At 62.3% G+C, this 19,879-nt stretch carries 17 protein-coding genes; 10 read left to right on the top strand and 7 right to left on the bottom strand.

Features of this window, described 5'->3' with window-relative positions; translation table 11 throughout:
* Positions 1–93 precede the first annotated feature (93 nt).
* From AR323_RS03395 to AR323_RS03380, 4 genes are read right to left on the bottom strand one after another with little or no spacing between them, the layout of a single operon-like run.
* A complete protein-coding gene (locus AR323_RS03395) occupies positions 94–1,509 on the bottom strand; it encodes an efflux transporter outer membrane subunit (protein WP_057882504.1) in 1,416 nt (471 codons plus the stop codon).
* Positions 1,506–2,522, bottom strand: a complete 1,017-nt coding sequence (locus AR323_RS03390) for an efflux RND transporter periplasmic adaptor subunit (RefSeq protein ID WP_235510435.1) — start codon at positions 2,520–2,522, stop codon at positions 1,506–1,508. Before AR323_RS03390 ends, AR323_RS03395 begins: the two co-directional genes overlap by 4 nt.
* Positions 2,491–3,237: an ABC transporter ATP-binding protein gene (locus AR323_RS03385; protein ID WP_200956666.1), complete on the bottom strand. Its 747-nt coding sequence runs from the start codon at positions 3,235–3,237 to the stop codon at positions 2,491–2,493. Before AR323_RS03385 ends, AR323_RS03390 begins: the two co-directional genes overlap by 32 nt.
* A complete protein-coding gene (locus AR323_RS03380) occupies positions 3,234–4,370 on the bottom strand; it encodes an ABC transporter permease (protein WP_057882502.1) in 1,137 nt (378 codons plus the stop codon). The genes AR323_RS03385 and AR323_RS03380 overlap by 4 nt, the downstream gene beginning before the upstream one ends.
* 115 nt (positions 4,371–4,485) lie before the next feature.
* Here AR323_RS03380 and AR323_RS03375 point away from each other — a divergent pair, with 115 nt between their 5' ends.
* Together AR323_RS03375 and AR323_RS03370 are read left to right on the top strand one after the other, a co-directional pair.
* On the top strand, positions 4,486–5,076 hold the full coding sequence (locus tag AR323_RS03375; protein ID WP_235510434.1) for a TetR/AcrR family transcriptional regulator: 591 nt from the start codon (positions 4,486–4,488) through the stop codon (positions 5,074–5,076).
* 64 nt (positions 5,077–5,140) lie between these two features.
* Positions 5,141–6,211, top strand: coding sequence for an NAD(P)H-binding protein (locus AR323_RS03370; RefSeq protein ID WP_235510433.1), 1,071 nt, complete (start codon positions 5,141–5,143; stop codon positions 6,209–6,211).
* A gap of 103 nt (positions 6,212–6,314) precedes the next feature.
* Here the strand turns inward: AR323_RS03370 and AR323_RS03365 are convergent, their stop codons facing one another.
* The gene (locus tag AR323_RS03365) at positions 6,315–7,100 is read right to left on the bottom strand and encodes a 2-keto-4-pentenoate hydratase (protein ID WP_057882500.1); all 786 of its coding nucleotides are present in this window, start codon (positions 7,098–7,100) and stop codon (positions 6,315–6,317) included.
* A 162-nt stretch (positions 7,101–7,262) separates the two neighbouring features.
* On the opposite strand from AR323_RS03365, the gene AR323_RS03360 reads away from it, so the two are divergent.
* From AR323_RS03360 to AR323_RS03340, 5 genes are all read left to right on the top strand, one after another.
* Positions 7,263–8,288, top strand: coding sequence for a LacI family DNA-binding transcriptional regulator (locus AR323_RS03360; protein ID WP_057882499.1), 1,026 nt, complete (start codon positions 7,263–7,265; stop codon positions 8,286–8,288).
* A 125-nt stretch (positions 8,289–8,413) separates the two neighbouring features.
* Positions 8,414–9,046 (top strand): RpiB/LacA/LacB family sugar-phosphate isomerase, encoded by a 633-nt coding sequence (locus AR323_RS03355; RefSeq protein WP_057882498.1) that lies wholly within the window; start codon positions 8,414–8,416, stop codon positions 9,044–9,046.
* A 23-nt stretch (positions 9,047–9,069) separates the two neighbouring features.
* The gene (kduD, locus tag AR323_RS03350; RefSeq protein WP_057882497.1) at positions 9,070–9,843 is read left to right on the top strand and encodes a 2-dehydro-3-deoxy-D-gluconate 5-dehydrogenase KduD; all 774 of its coding nucleotides are present in this window, start codon (positions 9,070–9,072) and stop codon (positions 9,841–9,843) included.
* Between the two features lie 2 nt (positions 9,844–9,845).
* Positions 9,846–10,865 carry a sugar kinase gene (locus tag AR323_RS03345; protein WP_057882496.1) on the top strand — a complete coding sequence of 340 codons (1,020 nt, stop codon included), beginning with the start codon at positions 9,846–9,848 and terminating at the stop codon, positions 10,863–10,865.
* Positions 10,852–12,408, top strand: coding sequence for a carboxylesterase/lipase family protein (locus AR323_RS03340; protein WP_057882495.1), 1,557 nt, complete (start codon positions 10,852–10,854; stop codon positions 12,406–12,408). Before AR323_RS03345 ends, AR323_RS03340 begins: the two co-directional genes overlap by 14 nt.
* 9 nt (positions 12,409–12,417) lie before the next feature.
* Here the strand turns inward: AR323_RS03340 and AR323_RS03335 are convergent, their stop codons facing one another.
* Positions 12,418–12,774: a cupin domain-containing protein gene (locus AR323_RS03335; protein WP_235510432.1), complete on the bottom strand. Its 357-nt coding sequence runs from the start codon at positions 12,772–12,774 to the stop codon at positions 12,418–12,420.
* Between the two features lie 40 nt (positions 12,775–12,814).
* Complete coding sequence (locus AR323_RS03330) at positions 12,815–14,155, bottom strand: hypothetical protein (RefSeq protein WP_057882494.1); 1,341 nt, start codon at positions 14,153–14,155, stop codon at positions 12,815–12,817.
* A 177-nt stretch (positions 14,156–14,332) separates the two neighbouring features.
* Here AR323_RS03330 and AR323_RS03325 point away from each other — a divergent pair, with 177 nt between their 5' ends.
* From AR323_RS03325 to AR323_RS03315, 3 genes are read left to right on the top strand one after another with little or no spacing between them, the layout of a single operon-like run.
* Complete coding sequence (locus AR323_RS03325; protein WP_057882493.1) at positions 14,333–17,191, top strand: TonB-dependent receptor; 2,859 nt, start codon at positions 14,333–14,335, stop codon at positions 17,189–17,191.
* 38 nt (positions 17,192–17,229) lie between these two features.
* On the top strand, positions 17,230–18,231 hold the full coding sequence (locus AR323_RS03320) for an alpha/beta hydrolase (protein ID WP_057882492.1): 1,002 nt from the start codon (positions 17,230–17,232) through the stop codon (positions 18,229–18,231).
* Complete coding sequence (locus AR323_RS03315; protein ID WP_057882491.1) at positions 18,231–19,868, top strand: family 43 glycosylhydrolase; 1,638 nt, start codon at positions 18,231–18,233, stop codon at positions 19,866–19,868. The genes AR323_RS03320 and AR323_RS03315 overlap by 1 nt, the downstream gene beginning before the upstream one ends.
* Positions 19,869–19,879: the final 11 nt, after the last annotated feature.

Raw genomic sequence — 19,879 nt, 5'->3', positions numbered from 1 at the left:
GGAAATTGAGAGTTTTCGTCAAGCCCTTCGCGCAGGTTGCCTCGACATGAGGCAAATCGATCCCTTTCGCGCTGCTACGATTTCGCGCGGATTCTAGCTCGCGGGTACGGGCCCGCCGCCCAGCGCCTGCCACAGCAGGACGCGCGCGCGCCGGGCTCTGCCCAACGCCGCGGCGGCGCGTTCGCCGCTCGCATCGGCCGCCCGGCGGGCTTCCAGAACGGTGAGGAAATCGGCCAGGCCGGCCCGCTGGCGCGTTTCGGCAAGAGCGGCGGCGCGACCGAGGCTCGAAGCTTCGTCCGCCGCCGCCGCAGCTTCGCGATCGGCCGCGGCGACCAGTCCATAGGCCGCCTCTGCGTCGCCCAGAGCCGTATAGACGGTTCCGCGATAGGCTTCGAAGGCCGCTTTCTTGCTCGCCTCGGCCCCGGCGATCTCCGCCTCGATCCGCCCGAAATCCAGGAGCGGGCCGGCAATCGTCGCGCCGAGCGACCCCACCAGCGAACCGGTGTTGAACAGGTTGCCCAGACCATAGGCGAGCAGCCCGACCGCTCCGGACAAACCGAACGACGGGAAGCGCCGCCGTGCAGACGCAGCAAGATCGGCGTCCTCGGCCCGCAGGTTTGCAGCAGCGGAGACGATATCGGGCCGGTTCAGGAGCAAGGCCGACGGAAGCGTCGGCGGAGCGGCCGGGAGCGTATCGGGGGCAGATAATGGCGATAGCGCCGCTCGAACGACCGAGCCTCCGAGAGCCGTGAGGGTGACGAGCCGCCCGACGATCCTTGCCCGCTCGCTCTCGAGCGCGACGAGCCTGCTGCGCGAAGCGGCTGCGGCGCTCTCAGCCCGCACCCGGTCGAACCCCGGCGCGATACCGGCGCGCTCGCGGACGAGGGACAGGCGCGCGAGGCTCTCGGCGGCGGCGACATCCTCCCGGATCGCCGCCTCGCGCGCATCGAGCGTGCGCGAGTCGATGACGCTTGCAGCGATCTCCGACAGCAGGGCGATGCGCACGGCAGCGGCCGATGCGTCGGCCGCATCGACCCGCGCCAGAGCAACGCGCTCCTGAGCCCTGAGTCGACCGAAGATATCAGGATCCCATCGAGCGGTCAGGTTCGCACCATATGCGACCCGTTCGGTGTCGATCGCAATGCCCGGCGGCAGGCTCGACGAAAACTGGGCAGGATTGGTGCGCGTACCGGTTACCGAGGCATTGGCGCCGATATCGGGCATCCGCTCGGCTCGCGCACCGTCTGCCCCTGCGCGCGCCTGCTCCAGTCGCGCCATCGCCTCCCCAAGGGTGGGCGAGGCGGCGAGGGCCTGGCTTGCAAGCGCTGTGAAGGCAGGATCATTGCCGGGAAGCAGGTTTGCCAACGCACCACCCGCCCCCTCGCCCGGGGTAAACAGGTACGTTTCCGGTAGCGTCGGCGACGGCGTTGCGATTTCCGCAGGCGGGCCTGCTACGCACGCCCCCAGCGCCAACGAGCCGACGGCGACGAGAGCCGTCCGACGCTTCACTTGGCGGCGCTCCCGGCCGGAATGTACGCATCGACCTGCTGGCCCACGCGGAACAGGCCATCTGAAGCCGGCAACTCGTAGATCACCTGGAGAACCCGCACGTCGACGCGCTCTGCCGCACTGTTCGTCAAGGACCGCTTGGGTACCACGAGCGGCTCGGCACGAACGAAGTTCGCGCGGACCTGACGCTCCGCCGCTCCGCGCGGCGATACGGTGGCCGGCTTGCCGAGTGCGACGCGCGGCGCCTGCTCCTCGTCAATGTCGATGCGCACGTGCAGCGGCTGCGTCTGGCCCATCTCGATGAAGGCCTGCGCGTTACCGCCCCCTTGCGTACTCACGAACTCTCCCTTGCGGATGTTCACCGTCAGGATTTCTCCTGCGATCGGCGCGCGCACGACGAGGCGGTCGATCTCCGTGCGAGCGGACGCAGCGCGGGCCTGGGCCGCCTGGAGTTGCGCCTGGGCGAGCCGCAGCCGCTCATTGGCCGCCGAAGCCTCTCCTTCAGCACGGATCACTTCGGCACGGCTCACGGCGGCAGGATCATCCACGCTGCGGTACAGCGCCAATTGCCGGGCTGCGGTCGTGCGGGCCGAGCGCGCCTCGGAAATCGCAGCGCGCGCCTGGACGATCGCCGCATCGGCTTCGCGCAGGATCGATCGGGCGATCCGATCATCGACAACGAACAGCACCTGCCCTGCCAAAACCCTGTCCCCGGGATCGACGCGGACATCGGTGACCAGGCCCGAGACCGCCGATCCGACCTGGATCAGTTCGCTCGACGGTTCGACTACGCCCGAGCCGGCGACACGCGCCTTGTTCGCCAGGTCCGCAGGGGCTCGCGCAGGTTCTCTCTCCGGTTCCGCGAGCGCACGATCGGGCAGACCCGAGAAGATGAACAGCGCAGCAATCACAAGTCCGATGACCGCGATGGCGGGCAGTATCTGACGCGAGATGCTGAGATTTCTCCAGTCGATGACCATTTCAGTGTCCTTCGGGCATATGCTTGCCGTCATGCGTGATCCGTCCGTCCTCGAGCACGAGGATGCGGTCGGCGAGATCGAAGATCCGGTTGTCGTGCGTCACGATGATGCAGGCACGGTCGGCGGCGACCGCCACGTCGCGGAGCAAGTCCATGACCCGCCGCCCTGAGGCCGCATCGAGCGCAGCGGTCGGTTCGTCGCACACGACGAGACGCGGTTCGTGGACCAGCGCGCGGGCGATGGCGACGCGCTGCTGCTGTCCTCCGGAAAGCTGGTTCGGCAGCTTGGCGGCCTGGTTACCGATGTTGAGCCGTTCGAGCATGGCAACGGCGCGCTCACGGGCTTCGTTTCGATCCACGCCTTGCGCGATCAGCGGCACCGCCGCGTTGCTCGCCGCGTCGATCGAGGGGATGAGGTTGTACTGCTGGAAGATGAAGCCGATGTTCTTAAGGCGAAACTCGACCAGTTCGGTGTCGCCGAGCGAATAGATATCCGTGCCGAACACCTTAACTTCGCCCAGAGTCGGCCAGAGGATGCCGCACATGATCGATATGAGCGTCGTCTTGCCCGAGCCGCTTTCTCCGACGAGATAGGTCAGCTCGCCCGAGCGGACATCGAGGTCGATGCCGTGGAGGACGGTGATGGTCTGCTGGCCAGCCTTGAAATCGCGGGTGACACCGCGTGTGCAGATCGCCGCTGCGGGATTGCAGCCGCCGATGGCGCTGGTGTCGAGGAGAACGCCGCTCACCTGAACACCGACGCGGGTTCTGTCCGCAGGACATTGCGCAGCGCCAGCCAGCCCGTCAGCGCGAGGATCAAAGCGACGGCGACAAGGCTGATGAGCGGGATCTGCCAAGGGATGTAGAAACCCTTGAAGGTCGGGTTGGCGGAAAAGCTCCAGATGAACAGGACGGTTCCGACCACGCCCAGGCCGTATCCGATCAGGCCCACTAGCCCTGCCTGCGCGGCGACCATCCGGCCGATCTTGGCATTGGTGACGCCGATCGCCTTGAGCGCGCCGAACTGCTTGATGTTGTCGCGGATGAACAGGCTGAAGGTCAGCCCGACGATCGCCACCCCGACGATGAAACCGAGTGCGACGGTGATCCCGAAGTTAAGTGGGATGCCGGTATTCTGGATGATGAAGTCTACCCCGTCGCGGGCGAACTGGTCGCGGGTTCGCGCCCTCAGGCCCGTCGCAGCTTCGATACGGGTGGCGAGTTCGCCGGCGGTGACGCCCGGTGAGGCGCCGACGAGAACGAAAGACAGGCGGTTGCGCGTGCCGGGCACATAGCGCAGCGCCTGGCTATACTTAGTGTAGAGCGTGACCTGGCTGGTAAAGCTCGGGATCGCATCGGCGACCGCGCGGATCACCGCACGCTGGTCGTTGAGTTCGAGCCTCTCTTCGATCGGGCTGCGGCCATCCTCGAACAGGCGGGCAACGCCCACATCGTCGATGATCACACTATCCGGCTGCGACAGGACGTCGGCGCTGCCGGTGACCATGCGCAGGGGCAATCCGATGAGCGTCGCATCGTCCACCCCTACGATGGAAACTCCTTCCAGATCCCCGTCGCCCGACCGGACAGAAGCACCGGCGCGCAGGTGGGGGACCGCCCATTCGACGCCGGGGACGCTGCGCACCCTGTCGAGCGCGGTCGACGCCATCGGGTAATTGACGTCGGTCGTCCGGCTGACCTCGTCCATCACCCAGACGTCGGCGGTGGGGACGTTGTAGACGGAGCTGGCGCCGCGCTCGATCAGATTGACGAAGATCGTGAGCTGCTGGGTTATCAAAAGGGTCGAGAAGGCGATCCCGAAGACCAAGCCATAGAATTTCTGCCCGTCGCCCGTTAGCATACGGATCGCGATCCAGATCATGGCCCCGCTTGCCTTCCCATGGCGACACGGCCATTACTGAACGCAAGTGTTCAACTGAACGGAGCCGTTCATTTTGTCAAGCGAAGAACCCGCGCGAAAGGGCCGGCCGACCGACGTGGCCAAGTATGAGGCGATCGTTGCCGCGGCCGGACAGCAGTTCTTCGATCGGGGATTCGCAGCCGCTTCGATCGAGCAGATCGCGGCGGATGCAGGCGTGTCCAAGGTGACCGTCTACAACCACTTCGGCGACAAGCGGGCCTTGTTCGTCGCGGCGGTCGAGAGCGAATGCGAGCGGCTGCGCGGACATTTCGATATTGGCGACCTGCCACGCGGGAGCCTGCGGACACGCCTTCATGCGATCGGCGAGGCCATGGTCGCGTTTCTTTCGCGACCGGAAATGGTGCAGTTCGATCGCCGGATCGCTGCCGAAACCGAGCACGAACCCGAAGTCGGCGCGGCCTTTCTGGCTGCCGGTCCGCATCGCATGCGCCAGGCCTTTGCCGGCCTACTGAAGGCAATGGCCGACGCGGGCGAACTTCGGATTCAAGACCCGGTCCTCGCCGCCGAGCAATTCGCGTCCATGTGCAAGGGCATGGGGGACCTCGAGCGACGCTTCGCATTCCCCGCCGATCCCGAGCTTGACCGCCGCCGTATCGATGGCGCCGTCGAAGTGTTTTGTCTTGCCTACGCCAAGGATTGCGATTGAGCGTACGATTGCAGCCTTTGGTAATCATCTGCGGGCCGCCCAAGAAGGCACGGGAGGGCAAGAAGTGACCATCGCGGCCTCCCCGGATCAGAACGAAACGCCCAACAGCAATTCGTCCGCTGCAGACGCCGCAGGTGCGTTTTCCACCGGTCGGCGCGTCTTTGTCATCGGTGCAACTGGCACGATCGGTCGTGCAACAGTGCGGTCGCTGGTTGAACGCAAATACGAGGTGGTCTGTCTGACACGCGCGCATGCAGGGCCGGGCGGCACAATGGACCGAAGTGCGATCGCCGAACTGCTCTCCGGCGCCACCGTTCGAATTGGCGACCCCACCGACCCTTCATCGCTGATGGCCGATGGACTTGCAGGCGAATCATTCGATGCTGTGATCAGTTGTCTCGCATCGCGAACGGGCAGGCCTGGAGATGCGTGGGCGATCGACTATCGTGCGCACATGGGAGCGCTGGCCGTCGCCAAGGACGCGCGCATCCCCCAGTTCATCCTGCTTTCGGCCATTTGCGTGCAGAAGCCGCGTCTCGAATTCCAGAAGGCGAAGCTCGCCTTCGAAAAGGAACTGGTGAACTCCGGCCTGACCTATTCGATCGTTAGGCCGACTGCGTTCTTCAAGTCGCTGTCGGGCCAGATCGACCGGGTAATGAAGGGGAAGCCGTTTCTACTATTTGGCGATGGAAAGTTGACGGCCTGCAAGCCGATCAGCGATGCCGACCTCGGCAGCTATCTGGCCGAGTGTCTGCTCGACGAGACCCGCCACAACCGGGTCCTGCCAATCGGAGGCCCGGGTGAAGCGATCACACCGCGTCAGCAAGGCGAAGCGATCTTCGAACTGCTCGGACTCCAGCCGCGCTTCCGGCATGTGCCCGTCAAGTTGCTCGAGGCGATTATCGCGGCATTGAGCTTTCTCGGAAAAGTATCGCCAGCGCTGGCGGACAAAGCCGAACTTGCGCGCATCGGGCGATATTATGCGACCGAGTCCATGCTCGTCTTCGACCATGCGACCGCAGCGTACGATGCGGCCGCTACGCCATCGACCGGGGACGATACGCTGTTCGACCATTATCGCACTCTGATCGACGGCGAAACCGAGATGGAACGGGGCGACCATTCCGTTTTCTAGCGTAGGGGGAGTTCTCGGCCGCAACTCACGGCGCCTTTCAGCAGATAGTCCCATCGGATGCTGAAAACGGACTTAGTCTCAACCCGCGAATGCAAATTGCGCTTCAAACTGTGGAGACTGATACCTCCCCCAATCCACTGAAGCGCGCGCGAGCAACTTGCTTCCCTGAGACTGGATGCACACCCGTGATCGCCCCGCTCGAGATCCACCAGCCTGCCTGCGGCATGATGCCACGCTCTAGCAAGTTTTCGAACAGGAACGCCGCTGCGCCGAATGGTCCATCGAGCATCGTCGCAGTCGTTGCCTGCCCCACGATTGAACCGTCGATCTCCATCGAGACTTCGACTTGGTCAAGGTCCGCCCAGAGATCGAACGGGACCGTCGGACCCAGAAGAAGGCCGGCGTTGTTGCCATGGTCCGAAATTGTGACGCAGGGTCCGTCAGCATTGATTGCAGCATATGGCGACGAAGCTATTTCAATGCCAATGCGGACTTCATCGATCCACCGGACCGCGTCTTCGCGTGACGCCGGCACAGGGCCTTCGGTGACGCCGACGCGCAGCATAAATTCGGCTTCGACTGCCGCGAAGCCACCGTGGAAGATCCTGAACGGAGTCGGTGTAGTCCCACACGTTTCAATGGTGTCTGCGAAAACGGGCCCGGAAAGGCGATTGGCGCCCAGAAGCAGGTCCTCAGGCGAATTGATCTTCCCGACCTTCCAGCCGCCGAGCGCACGGTTCCAGATCGAAAGCGCGCTGTCCTGGATGCGGTATGCAGCACCGAGGTCGGCAGGTCGCTCTCCCGGATAGCGTTCGAGTACAGTGCCGCTGCGTCGCGCATCGACGAACGCTTGTGCGATTTCGCACGCTTCGACTGTCACTCGATCCATCCCCACTGCTTGATGCAGCGGCGGTTTTGACGAAAAAGGAAACCGGTGTCAAAAGGGATTTTACGTGGCGCTCGGCCGATTCTGCCGAACATTCCGCGCGATTGTGGGGGACGGCGCATCGAAGGATGCTCCCATCCTTGGGAGCAGTGCTAAGGAAGCGCCATGGCCAGTTCCAACAAGACACCGACGATCAACGACGTGGCTCGTGTGGCAGGCGTGTCGAAGAAGACCGTCAGCAGAGTGATCAACCGGTCGGCGCTCATCAAGAAGGACACGCGCGAAAAGATCGAGGCTGTCATCGCCGACCTTGGATACGTCCCGAATCCGCAAGCGCGGGCCCTAGCCTTGCGGCGGAATTTCCTGCTTGGTCTGCTGCACGACAACCCGAATGCGCAGACAGTGCTAAACTTCCAGGAAGGTGTGCTCGATGCCATTCGCACAACCGAGTTCGCTCTCGTCGTGCGGCCAGTGGATCGCCATTCACCCAAAATGCTCGACGACATTCGCCACTTCCTTGAGCAGCAACGCCTCTATGGAGTGCTAATCCTTCCCCCGATCTCCGAGAACGACGAACTTGCGGCACTCTGCCGAGAGATGGGCTGCGGTTACGTCCGGATGGGATCGGCGATGCTCGACGATGAGGAACACGTCGTCGCATCCAACGACCGAGAGATGGTTGAAAGCGCGGTCGATTACCTCGTCGAATCGGGTCATCGGAAGATTGGACTTATCAAGGGGCCAGAGGGTTTCCGGTCTGCGTACGAGCGAGCAGAGGGTTTCATGGGGGCCATGCTAAAGCACGGGCTCGAAGTCGCGCCTCGTGCGATCGCTCAGGGAACATATCGCTTCGATTCGGGCGTGGTTGCGGCGGGGGAATTGCTCGATTCAAAGGATCGACCGACCGCGATTTTCTGCAGCAACGACGAGATGGCGGCCGGGGCCCTGCACGCCGCCCGGCAGCGCGACATTCACGTGCCCAGAGACCTGTCGATCATTGGTTTCGACGATTCACCGATTGCCGCCCATATCTGGCCCCCGCTGACTACAGTCGGGTGGCCGATCCGCGAAATGGGAAAGGCGGCGGCCCTCAAGCTTGTAGCTCCTGCCGACGAGGCGGCGCAGCGAGCCCGCTTCCCTGCTCAACTCGTCAAGCGGTTGTCGGTTGCCCGTCCGGCGGTAGAAAACTGAACTGCACGGTTGAAATGCAGTCCGGTTTCCCGCAAAAGGATTAATGACACCGGTTTCCTTCGGGCACTAAAGGCGAAGCCGGTCCAATTTTCAAAGTGGCTCACAGCGAGCCGGAGAGAGGCACAATGAAGATCGCGCTCGTCATCGAGAACAGCCAGGCCGCCAAGAGCAGCATCATCCAAGATGCGCTGGTCGCCGTAGCCGAACCGCTCGGCCACGAGGTGCACCATTACGGCATGTACACTGCGGAAGACGGGGCGCAGCTGACGTATGTCATGAATGGCCTGCTGGCTGGAATCCTGCTCAATTCCGGGGCAGCCGATTTCGTCGTTACCGGGTGCGGTACCGGGATGGGTTCCATGCTAGCATGCAACTCGATGCCCGGCGTGTTCTGCGGTTTGGTGATCGACCCGACCGACGCCTTCCTCTTCAGCCAGATCAACGACGGCAACTGCATGTCGATGCCTTATGCCAAGGGCTTTGGCTGGGCTGCGGAACTCAATCTGCAGGACTGCTACCGCAAGATTTTCGAGAACGAGGGCGGATCCGGTTATCCCAAGGAACGCGCAGAAATCATGCGCAAGAACCGCGGCATCCTGAAAGATCTGAAGGGGGCCGCCTGCCATGACATGCTGACCGTCCTCAAGAACGTCGATAAGGACCTTCTCCGGTCCGCTATCGCCGGAGACAGGTTCAGCGACCTTTTCTATGCCAACTCACAGGACACAGCTATCAGCGACTATCTCCGTTCGGTCTGATTGGTTCGCAGGGGGAGGCTGGCATGGCAGACAGTCCGTTCGACCTGACGGGTCGCAAGGCAATCGTGACCGGCGCAAACGCCGGGATCGGACAAGGCATCGCCGTCGCATTGGCCAAGGCCGGTGCCGATGTTGCGCTCGTCGGGCGCAGTTCTGCAGCTGAGACGCGTGACCTCGTCGAAGCCGAGGGCCGTCAGGCCATAGAGATCGCTGCGGACCTGTCTTCAATCGGACCAGTGTCGGACGTGGTCGCGCAAGCGGTCGACGCGTTCGGCAAAATAGACATCCTGGTCAACAACGCCGGTATCATCCGCCGGGAAGACGCGCTCGATTTCTCCGAAGCGGATTGGGATGCCGTAGTCGATACGAATCTCAAGGTCCTGTTCTTCCTGTCGCAGGCGGTGGGTCGGCACATGGTCGGCTGGGCAAGCCAATCCGGTGAGCGGGGCAAGGTCATCAACATTGCATCGATGCTGACCTTCCAGGGTGGCATTCGCGTGCCGAGTTACACCGCATCGAAGAGCGGCGTCGGCGGACTCACCAAACTGCTTGCCAATGAATGGGCCTCGAAAGGCATCAACGTGAACGCCATCGCACCCGGATATATTGCGACCAACAATACCGCGGCTCTGCAAGCCGATGCCGATCGCAGCCGTCAAATTCTGGAGCGCATTCCCGAGGGGCGCTGGGGCGATCCGTCGGACATCGGGGGCGCCGCAGTTTTCCTCGCGAGCCGTGCGGCTGACTACGTGCAGGGCCACATTCTTGCGGTCGACGGCGGATGGTTGGCACGATGACAATGGCGGGCGACCAGAAGCCGGTCGTCTGTTTCGGGGAGATGCTTCTGCGCCTCTCGCCGCCGATAGGAGTGCCGCTCTCGCGAACGGGTTCACTCGACCTTGCCGTCGGCGGGGCAGAGGCAAATGTCGCCATTGCTCTTTCCGGACTGGGACGCCCATCCCGTATGCTCACCGTGCTTCCCGACAACGCTCTTGGCCGCCGTGCGATTGCCTCGCTTGGTGAAGCGGGCGTCGACACCGGCTACATCAGGCATGCGCGGGGCCGGCTAGGCCTCTATTTCTTCGAACCTCCGTCGGGTCCGATTGGCGGTCGAGTAACTTATGACCGCGCGAACAGCGCATTTGCCAATGCGCGCGGCAGTGATCTGGATTTTACCGGTGCTCTCGATGGCGCGGGTCTGTTGCATCTGTCAGGCATAACACCTTCACTAGGTCCCGCGGGATCTGACTTGGCGCTGGCAGCCGTCGCGGCCGCAAAGATCGCCGGAGTGCCAGTGTGCTTCGACGGAAATTACCGCGCCAACCTGTGGGTTTCTTGGGACAGCAACCCGCGCGAAATCCTGACCCGATTGGTTGGCGATGCGACAATCCTGATCGGCAATCATCGCGATATTTCCCTGCTTTTGGGCAAGACGTTCTCAGGAGAAAGTCCCGACCGTCGACGCGAAGCGGCCGAAGCGGCATTCGTGGCTTTCCCCCGCTTACAGGTAATCGCTTCTACCGCTCGCCATGTCGAAAGCGCGACCGCGCAACGGCTGGCCGGTCGCGTGGATTCGCGCGACGATCACTGGCAGACCCACGAAGTCCGCATCGATCCAGTCGTCGACCGCATCGGAACCGGCGACGCCTTTGCCGCCGGCGTCGTGTTCCGGTGGCTCGACGGCGGCAACGCGCGTGCCATGGCCGAGACCGGCCTCGCGCTCGCCGCAATTAAACATGGCATCATCGGCGATTCACTCTGCGTGACCCGTGACGAGCTCGATGCATTCGATCCTACCGGGGCCGATGTCAGTCGCTGACCTGATCAGTCGGCGAGCCATGTTGGCTGGATCTGCCGGTGGAGGGCTGGCGCTCGGCGCACCGCTTCTCGCTGGCCCTCGAGAACCCCGCGCGTTGGCCTGGCGCGGCATCGTCGATCGTGGCACTCCGGCGTTTCTCGGTATTCGCTATGCGCGTGCGGCGCGCTTTGCAGCCCCCGTCCGCGAGTCCCTGCCGACATCGCATTCGCGGGCCGACCGGTTTGGACCGCTCGCGCCCCAAATCCGCCCAATCACACCCGAAATCAGCGAAGACTGCCTGTTCCTCAATATCTGGACACCCGATCCGGACTCTCGCGCAGCGCGTCCGGTAATGGTCTACTTTCACGGCGGGGCATACAACTGGGGCTCAGTAACCGATCCGGTAACGCAAGGCCCCTACCTTGCAGCAAGCGAAGACGTCGTAGTGGTCACGGTCAATCATCGCCTCAACATGTTCGGTTATGGGTGGCTGGCCCCACTCGGCGAACGATTTCGCGACAGCGGCAACTTGGGACAACTCGATCTTGTCTGCGCGCTGGCATGGATCCGAGACCACATCGGCGCTTTCGGTGGCGATCCCGGACGCGTGATGGTTTTCGGTCAATCGGGCGGAGGAGCGAAGATCGCGACACTGATGGCGATGCCCGCTGCCAAGGGGTTGTTTCATGCGGCTGCGACGATGAGCGGCCAGCAGGTGACGGCGCAAGGTCCGATCAACGCATGGAAACGCACGCAGGCGCTCCTCAACCATCTCGGTCTCTCTGAGGCCGACGTGGAAAGCCTCCTGACCCTGCCGGTCGAACGGCTACTTGAAGGTTTGCAGACGCGCGATCCCATCCTCGGCGGAGGGATCTACTTCGGGCCGACGCTCGACATGAAGAACCTCCTGCGGCACCCCTTCTGGCCCGATGCAGCGCCGCAATCCCGGGATATCCCGATGATCCTAGGCAACACGACCGATGAAACGCGCGCGTTCATCAGCCCCAAGGGACCGGTTTTAAGCGGGCTAGACTGGTCGAACCTCGCTGATCGACTGGCTCCGCAGATTCGCATCGACCTTAAGCCCGAATGGGTGGTCGAGCAGTATCGGCAACACTTTCCCGAATGGTCCGCGACCGAAGTGTTCTACGCTGCGACGACCGACGGGCGCAGCTGGCCTGGACAATGGATCGAAGCAGACGAACGCGCACGCGCTGGTGCAGCCCGGACATGGGTCTATCAACTGGACCGTCCCAGTCCAATCGACCCGGACCGAGGAGCAGCGCATACCGACGACCTACCTTATGTTTTCGGAACACTGGATGCTGAGGGTAGTTTTTCGGGAACCGGGGAACGAGCGCGAGAAATTAGTCGGGCAATGATGGGCGCATTTGCAGGGTTGGCCCGTACTGGAGCGCCGAATCTTCCTTACTGGAAGCCCTACCGCCTTCCCGAGCGCCCCACCCTGATGATCGCAGAGGACCGCATCATTACCGAGAACGATCCGCGCGGGTGGCAGCGCGAACTCTGGTCCAAGGCTCCTTACATCCAGCCGGGCAGCTAGGATCTGGGCTCAGGGGCCTGACTTCGCAGCGACCGGATACGCGATTATTATCGACAGGGGCTCATTACCGATCTGACGAATACCGACATTCGCTCCCGTGTAGAGATAGGCCGCCATTCCAGCAGTGATCTCACTTTCCTTGCCGTCGGATGTCACTACCCCCTTGCCGGCCGTCACGTAATACACCTCGTCGTGCGCAATCGGGTGCTCCCCGATCGCTGCACCAACATCAAGCACCCGTCGCCGAAACTCCATGGTGCGCGGCTGCGGAGCAGCGTCGCTGATGCGATAAGCGGTCGACATGCCGATTGCGCCGTGCGGCGGAGCCTCGCGCACCACTGTCTCAGCCTCGTCGATCACCACCATTGGCGGGGCCTGCATCAGCAGGAGGATTGGCCAAAGCAAGTCAGTTTCTCCCGCTTCGCATTGCACGGTCGCGCGGTGACAGGTGCTCTTGCGCACCGACCTTTTGTCCCGGGTACATGCCCGATTTCGGAGTCATCGTGCCGATATCCCAGTCGGCAGCAACGAAGCGCGCGGCAGTTGCCTCGATCATGGGATACCCTCCCACTTCGCTCTCGTCGTCGATAATGTCGCCGCGGCCCTCCGCGATGAAGAAAAGGACGCGGATTTCCTCGCTACCCCGGTCCCATGGCCGCGCACCGACGGTTGCCAAAAGGGTAGTCTCCACGGCTTCGCTTGGCAGGACGTCATAGCCCTCGATGCTGGCTAGCGGCGCGGCGGCTTCGATGAGGCGAGCCCCGGTTTCGCCATAGCGACCGAACATTGGAAGCGCCTTTCCGTGACGGTCTACCGCGCGGTTATCCTTTCCGTAATAGGCCAGGTCGCCCACGCCGCCCAGCATCAGGAATGGCAGCCCCTCGTTGGTGTCGTTACCTCCGCGCATAACGTTGCCGATCGCAGTGATCTCCCCCGTAACTGGTTCATGTCCTGCCCATTCGAGATCCATCAGGTTGTAGTGCACCGCACGGTGCTGCGGATTGTAGATGAGGTTGTTGACCATGAGGACCTGCGCGCCCCCCTTTACCAAGGGGCTGCGCTCGACATTGTGAGCCCACACATTGCGATCGAAGACGATTCCGGTAGCGTTGTCGTGGATCAGCGAACCCTTCGAATGCTCGCCCTTAGGATGACTCGAATCAGCGAGGCCTTCGGCTGCAAGATTCCGTCGGAAGACGATATCGTGGCTGGTCCCCGCTCGCCATTCCGCCACCGTATTGCCGGTGAAACGAGGTCCGGAAGCGGACATGTTTTCGTCCAGTGCCCACAAGAATGTGCAGTTCTCTACGACAACGCGCGCCGCTGCGGCAGTCGAGAAGGCGTCCGCCTCCCACCCGCTGCGCTTCACCTGGCCGTCGGCGCCCGTGATGACCCTTATATGCTGCATTTTGACGTCGTGGGTTTTTACATCGATACCGCCGCGCAGGATCGTAATGCCGGGCGAAGGAGCCGTCTGACCGGCGATTGTGACAAATGGCTCAGTGATCGAGATGGTGCTGCGCTGAAGGTCGATCGCACCCCCGACTTCGAACACAATGATGCGCTTCCCCTTGGTTGCCAAGGCCGCCGCGAGACTTCCCGGACCATCCTTTGCGAGCGTCGTGACACGGACAACCTGCCCCCCGCGACCGCCTTCGGTCGGATCTGCAGGGTGGGCAAGAGCGCCGCCAGCGCTAACAATAATTGTCAGTAAAACCAACGTGATACGCGTCAAAAGGGAATGCATTTCGGCCTCTCTCCCATGCTTGTGCCTTCAACTTGACAGAGCGGGCGCACTGAGGCAATGATAAATGACACCGGTTACCAAAATCGGGGTTGGAGAGTCGGATGCATACCGGGGCCACTTTTCGCGCCCCGCAAGGAAACCGGTGTCACCGACCCCGCTGCATAAGGGGAGGTTTGCATGGCTAGCGTGCGTACGGTTTCGCGAATGAAGTGGGCTTTGTTGCTGGGCGGTGCCGTCCTCACGCCTCAGGCAGCCTGGGGTCAGGAAGCAACTGCAACTGCCACTGCCGATGTCGAGGCGGAAGAAAACGTCATCGTCGTGACGGGCTTCCGCGAATCGCTCCAGGCCGCGCTAAACGTGAAGAAGAACAGCGTATCCGCGGTCGACGTCATCGTTGCCGAGGACATCGCGAAGTTCCCCGACCAGAACCTCGCGGAGTCGCTCCAGCGCATACCGGGCATTTCGATCCAACGGGACGGCGGCGAGGGTCGCGCAATAACAGTTCGCGGCCTCGGCGCGCAGTTTACCCGTGTGAGGGTGAACGGGCTTGAGACGATCGCTACTTCCACCGATGGCGCGAGCTCGAACCGCGATCGCGCGTTTGACTTCAATGTGTTCGCATCGGAGCTCTTCAGCAGCTTGGTCGTTCATAAGACGGCCGAAGCCAGCCTCGATGAAGGCTCGCTTGGGGCGGTCGTCGACCTCAACACCGGGAACCCGCTTGCAGGCAAGGCTGGACTCACCGGCGCGCTCTCACTGGTGGGTAGCTACAACGATCTTTCCGACAACGTAGGACCGCGCGTTGCCGGACTGCTCAGCTGGCGTAACGACGCCGGTACGATCGGTGGTGCCGTCTCGGTCGCCTATTCGAAGACCAACACGCTCGAACTAGGCAACAACACCGTTCGCTGGGCGCAGGCACGCTTCGACAGCGTGAACGGAACACCCTGTTTCTACACAAGCGCAACCAGCACCACGCCTTCTCCCAATACTGGTGGGACCTATCGCCCAAGCGCCGTGTGCGATCAGGCAGCGCTCGCGTTTCACCCCCGCATTCCCCGCTATGGCGAGATCGGTCATGACCGTGAGCGGCTCGGTGTGACCGGCTCACTCCAAATCGCCCCCACCGACACGACGACCATCTCGCTCGACGGTCTGTTTTCCCGGTTTACGGAAGATCGTGAGGAAAAATGGGGCGAAGTCCTCCTCCGTTCGCTCGAGCGGTCGATCGACGTAGTCAATCCGACTTATGACGCCAACGGCAACATGATCTCGGCGACTCTCAACGACGCCTACGTCCGGATGGAGCATTACCTCCGCCAATCGTCGACCGAATTCTATCAGCTCGGCGGAAAGCTAGAGCAGGAACTCGGTGATTCCTTCCGCATCACCGCTCTCGGCGGTATCTCGAAATCCAACGCCGATATCCCCGTGGAAACGACAATCGTTTTCGACGATCGCGATTCGCAGGGATACAAGTTCGACTATACGGATATGGCATTCCCGTTGCTGTCGTTCGGAACTCCGAGCGTGACCAGTCCGTCTACGTTCCAGCTCGCAGAAATCCGCGATCGCCCCTCCAACGTCACCAATCGCTTCAAGACCGCCCAGTTGCGTACCGAATGGGACATTGCAGAAGGCTTCACGGTAAAGGCAGGCGCGGTGTGGCGGCGGTTTGATTTCGCCAGTGAAGCCTTTCAACGCGATACGGTGGTCTGCGGCAACGGCGGCACGAGCCTCGTAACGAGTACGTCCGGAACAATCGCCTGTTCGCCATCAAGCCTGTTTGGCCCAACCGCAGTCTACGGTTTTCCGGTTACGGAGGCGCTTTCGGAGCTCTTCACGTTGGGCAACGCGGGTCAGCCTAGCGGAACGACCACGGAATGGCTCATCCCCAACCTAGAAGCGACCACCGCGTTTACCGGACTATATGGCCGCACTCCGCGGGTCGATGCGGGCAACACCAGGCAAGTCCGTGAAACCACCAAGGGAGGATACTTCCAGTTCGATTTCAAGGGTGACCTATTCGGCCTTGAATACGCGGGCAACTTCGGAACTCGCTACGTTAAGACGATCCAGTACTCGCAGGCATCGAACGGCGTGAACGTGCGCCGGACCTACGATGACTGGCTGCCATCGGGCAACATCGCATTCTATCCGACGGAAGACCTCATCGTGCGCGGGGCGGTCGGCAAGGTGATGACCCGGCCATCTCTGGGGAATCTCAATCCCGCGGGTTCCGTCGACGGGTTCAATTTGCGAGCGACTTTCGGAAATCCGTTCCTCAATCCTTACCGGGCGACGAATTTCGACGCTTCGATCGAATGGTATTTCGCTCCGCAGGCCATCCTTTCTGTTGCTGGCTTCATCAAGAAGATCGTCAGCTTTCCCGTTTCAGGGTCCTATCTCGCGACGTTACCGCAACTAGGTCTCGACCGAAGTGCTTTGGCGACCAGTTCTCCCGCCTACATCAATTACGATCCGGGCCAGATTTACGTCGTTTCCTCGCAGATCAACGGCGAAGGGGCCACGCTCAAGGGCGTGGAACTTGCCGCACAAATACCGTTCAGCGCATTCACCGAAGCGGGCGTCATCAAGAATTTCGGCATTCTCGCCAATGCGACATTCATCAGTTCGGATGCCGATTACACCGTTCAGGGTCCTGCAGTCGTCCCCGGAGGCCCGCTGGTCACGACGACGCGCAACGCGACGCTCTTCGGCGTTTCCAAGCGAGCATACAACGGTACGCTCTATTACGATGACGGCCGGTTCAGCGCTCGTGTGTCGGCGAGCTATCGGAGCCGCTACATCGACGCTAACTCGGGCACCGGAAATATCTTTGAAGGGTACGGCGCAACAACCAATATCGATGCGTCGATGCGGTACAAGCTCCTCGAATGGCTGGAGCTTTCTGTAGAAGGAAACAACCTGACCGACGAGTATCGCTATCGCTTCACAGATTTCGATGCTGACCGGAACTACGAGAACAACCATTTCGGCCGCACCATCCTGTTTGGTGCGCGGGTCAAGTACTGATCATTTTCCAATAGACGTCGAGCGAGCGAGGCCCGTGCATGAGGAATGATCGCAGATCTATCCTTGGCGCGGGTCTCGTGCTTTCGATCCTGGGTACAAGTAGGGTTTCGGCACAAACTGCTCCGCCATCCGTAAGCGGAGCATCGCCGCCTGGCTTGCCCCAGCCGGTCGAGACGATCGACCTGTGGCCAGGTGGCGCGCCCGGAATGCCTGCATCGCGCCCCATCGAACAGGTGACCGAACGGTCTGACGACACGCTTGTGACCGATCGAGCGGTGGCGGGCATTGCTGTGCCGCGCATGGCCGTGTTCCGACCGGACCGCCCCAATGGTGCCGCGGTCCTGCTCATCCCGGGCGGGGGCTATCGTCACGTCGTCGTCGACAAGGAAGGCTATGAAATGGCGCGCTGGCTGACGGCGCGCGGGTTCGCTGCGTTCGTGCTGTTCTATCGCCTACCTTATGATGGTTGGGCGGCGGGCCCGGACGTCTGTCTGTCGGATGCGCAAAGAGCAATGCGGCTGATCCGCTTCAAGCATGACGACTATGCCGTGGATCCAGAACGGGTCGCAGCAATGGGCTTTTCGGCCGGCGGCCACTTGTGCGCTGACCTCGGCACTCGTTTCGCGGCCCAGACATATCATCCCATAGACGACGCGGACAAGCTGAGTGCGAAGCCCGTCTGCGCGGCACCGATCTATCCGGTTGTGTCCATGCGCCTGCCAGAAGCGCATCCCGGCTCGCGCGAGCGACTGCTTGGCGCGAACCCAACACCGTCGCTCGAAACTACGCATTCGCCCGACCGCAACGTTCCGAAGGATGCACCGCCGTTCTTTATCCTCCACGCAGAGGACGACGATGTGGTTCCCGTCGAGAATAGCCTGCTCCTGCGCGCCGCACTGAAGGCGCGCGGCATTAGAACTGAGATGCATCTGTTCGAGCACGGCGGGCATGGCTTCGGTTTGCGAAAGGCGACTGGGAAACCGGTTGAGGCATGGCCGAACCTCTGGCGGGCTTGGTCCCGCAGTTGCGGCCTAGGTTGATGCGCAGCGACAGGCGCACCCTCATTGCCGGAGCCGGCGCCTTCGGCGTCGCGTCGGTCGCGGCGCGCAGTCAATTGGCGTCCGCCACGCCCACTTCCGCGCCAAAGGGAATCGTTCAAGTCAGGCGCGGGTTCGACAACCAGCGTATTCCCGATCTCGGCGACGGGACATTCCTCAATCCAGTGCTTTCCGGCGACCGGCCCGATCCGGCAGTGCTCAAGGACGGGGACGATTACTACGTCACGTTCTCTACCTTCGACGCCTACCCCGGACTGACGATCTGGCATTCACGAGACCTGGTGAACTGGCGTCCGTTGAAACCCGCACTTCATCGCAACATCGGGTCAGTATGGGCTCCCAGCCTCCACAAGGATAGCGGGCGGTATCTTCTCTATATTCCGGTCAAGGCCGAACCGCAGAACGACATTTTCGCGACGTGGGCCGACCGGGTCGAAGGACCGTGGAGCGATCCTGTTCCACTGGGTCTGCCTAACCATATCGACCCGTGTCACGCGGTGGCCGAGGACGGCAGCAAGTGGCTATTCCTGTCGGGCGGTGACCGCGTGCGACTGTCGGACGACAACCTCTCGCTCGCGGGTGAAGTTGAGCATGTCTACGATCCGTGGCGCTATCCGTCCGACTGGATCGTCGAGGGGTTCTCGCCCGAAGGGCCCAAGATCCACCAGGTCGGCGAGTGGTACTACATGATCACGGCCGTCGGGGGTACGGCCGGGCCACCGACGGGCCACATGGTCATCGCTGCACGGTCCCGCTCACTGCATGGTCCGTGGGAGCACCATCCGGGCAATCCGATCGTACGTACGAAGTCGATGGATGAGGCTTGGTGGTCACGGGGGCACGCATCGCTGGTCGAGGCGCCCGACGGCAGTTGGTGGTCCCTCTATCACGGCTTCGAGAACGGCTTCTGGACGCTCGGCAGGCAGTGCCTGCTCGACCCGGTTCGGTTCACTCCCGATGGCTGGTTCGAGATGACCGGCGGCGATCTGTCTCGACCGATCGCGAAACCAGCCGATGGCGATGTCCTGCCCCACGGCATCGCACTTACCGACGACTTCTCCGGGCCGCTGGCATTGGGAAGCAAGTGGGCCTTCTTCCGTCCCGCACCCGACGAAGCATCGCGCGTCCGGACCGAAGGCGGCGTCCTCCACTTCGCCGGCAAGGGCGATGCTCCATCAAGCGGGTCGCCACTGCTGCTCACAGCGGGCGATCGCAGCTACCGCTTCGAGTGCGACGTCGAGATCCCGCCGCACGGACGGGCCGGGCTCATCCTGTTCTACGACGACAAGCTCTATTGCGGTCTCGGCTTCGATATCGACCGTTTCGTCACTCATCAGTACGGGATCGAGCGCGGGCGGCCGGTCAATCCGCACGGCAGCCGCATGCGCATTCGCGTGACGAACAATCGCCATATCGTGACCTACGACACCAGCGGTGATGGCGGCAAGACATGGCATCGCTTCGACCGTGGAATGGAAGTGTCGGGTTATCACCACAACGTTCGTGGAGGCTTCCTCATGCTTCGGCCTGGCCTCTACGCCGCAGGGCCCGGCGCTGCAAAGTTCCGCGATTTCCGCTTTACCGCGCTGGATGACGGACAGGAGTTTATCGCCGGATGACTGCATTCCAT

It is taken from the genome of Tsuneonella troitsensis (assembly GCF_001441535.1).
Taxonomy (GTDB): Bacteria; Pseudomonadota; Alphaproteobacteria; order Sphingomonadales; family Sphingomonadaceae; genus Tsuneonella; species Tsuneonella troitsensis.
This window is presented reverse-complemented; position numbering and strand designations above follow the sequence as displayed.

Excerpts from the sequence above, each read along its gene's own strand:
- AR323_RS03360 (WP_057882499.1), top strand. The coding sequence starts at position 7,263 with ATGGCCAGTTCCAACAAGACACCGACGATCAACGACGTGGCTCGTGTG.
- AR323_RS03390 (WP_235510435.1), bottom strand. The coding sequence starts at position 2,522 with ATGACGGCAAGCATATGCCCGAAGGACACTGAAATGGTCATCGACTGG.
- AR323_RS03345 (WP_057882496.1), top strand. The coding sequence starts at position 9,846 with ATGGCGGGCGACCAGAAGCCGGTCGTCTGTTTCGGGGAGATGCTTCTG.
- AR323_RS03335 (WP_235510432.1), bottom strand. The coding sequence starts at position 12,774 with ATGGTGGTGATCGACGAGGCTGAGACAGTGGTGCGCGAGGCTCCGCCG.
- AR323_RS03340 (WP_057882495.1), top strand. The coding sequence starts at position 10,852 with ATGTCAGTCGCTGACCTGATCAGTCGGCGAGCCATGTTGGCTGGATCT.
- AR323_RS03365 (WP_057882500.1), bottom strand. The coding sequence starts at position 7,100 with ATGGATCGAGTGACAGTCGAAGCGTGCGAAATCGCACAAGCGTTCGTC.
- AR323_RS03320 (WP_057882492.1), top strand. The coding sequence starts at position 17,230 with ATGAGGAATGATCGCAGATCTATCCTTGGCGCGGGTCTCGTGCTTTCG.
- AR323_RS03325 (WP_057882493.1), top strand. The coding sequence starts at position 14,333 with ATGGCTAGCGTGCGTACGGTTTCGCGAATGAAGTGGGCTTTGTTGCTG.
- kduD (WP_057882497.1), top strand. The coding sequence starts at position 9,070 with ATGGCAGACAGTCCGTTCGACCTGACGGGTCGCAAGGCAATCGTGACC.
- AR323_RS03330 (WP_057882494.1), bottom strand. The coding sequence starts at position 14,155 with ATGCATTCCCTTTTGACGCGTATCACGTTGGTTTTACTGACAATTATT.
- AR323_RS03380 (WP_057882502.1), bottom strand. The coding sequence starts at position 4,370 with ATGATCTGGATCGCGATCCGTATGCTAACGGGCGACGGGCAGAAATTC.
- AR323_RS03315 (WP_057882491.1), top strand. The coding sequence starts at position 18,231 with ATGCGCAGCGACAGGCGCACCCTCATTGCCGGAGCCGGCGCCTTCGGC.
- AR323_RS03355 (WP_057882498.1), top strand. The coding sequence starts at position 8,414 with ATGAAGATCGCGCTCGTCATCGAGAACAGCCAGGCCGCCAAGAGCAGC.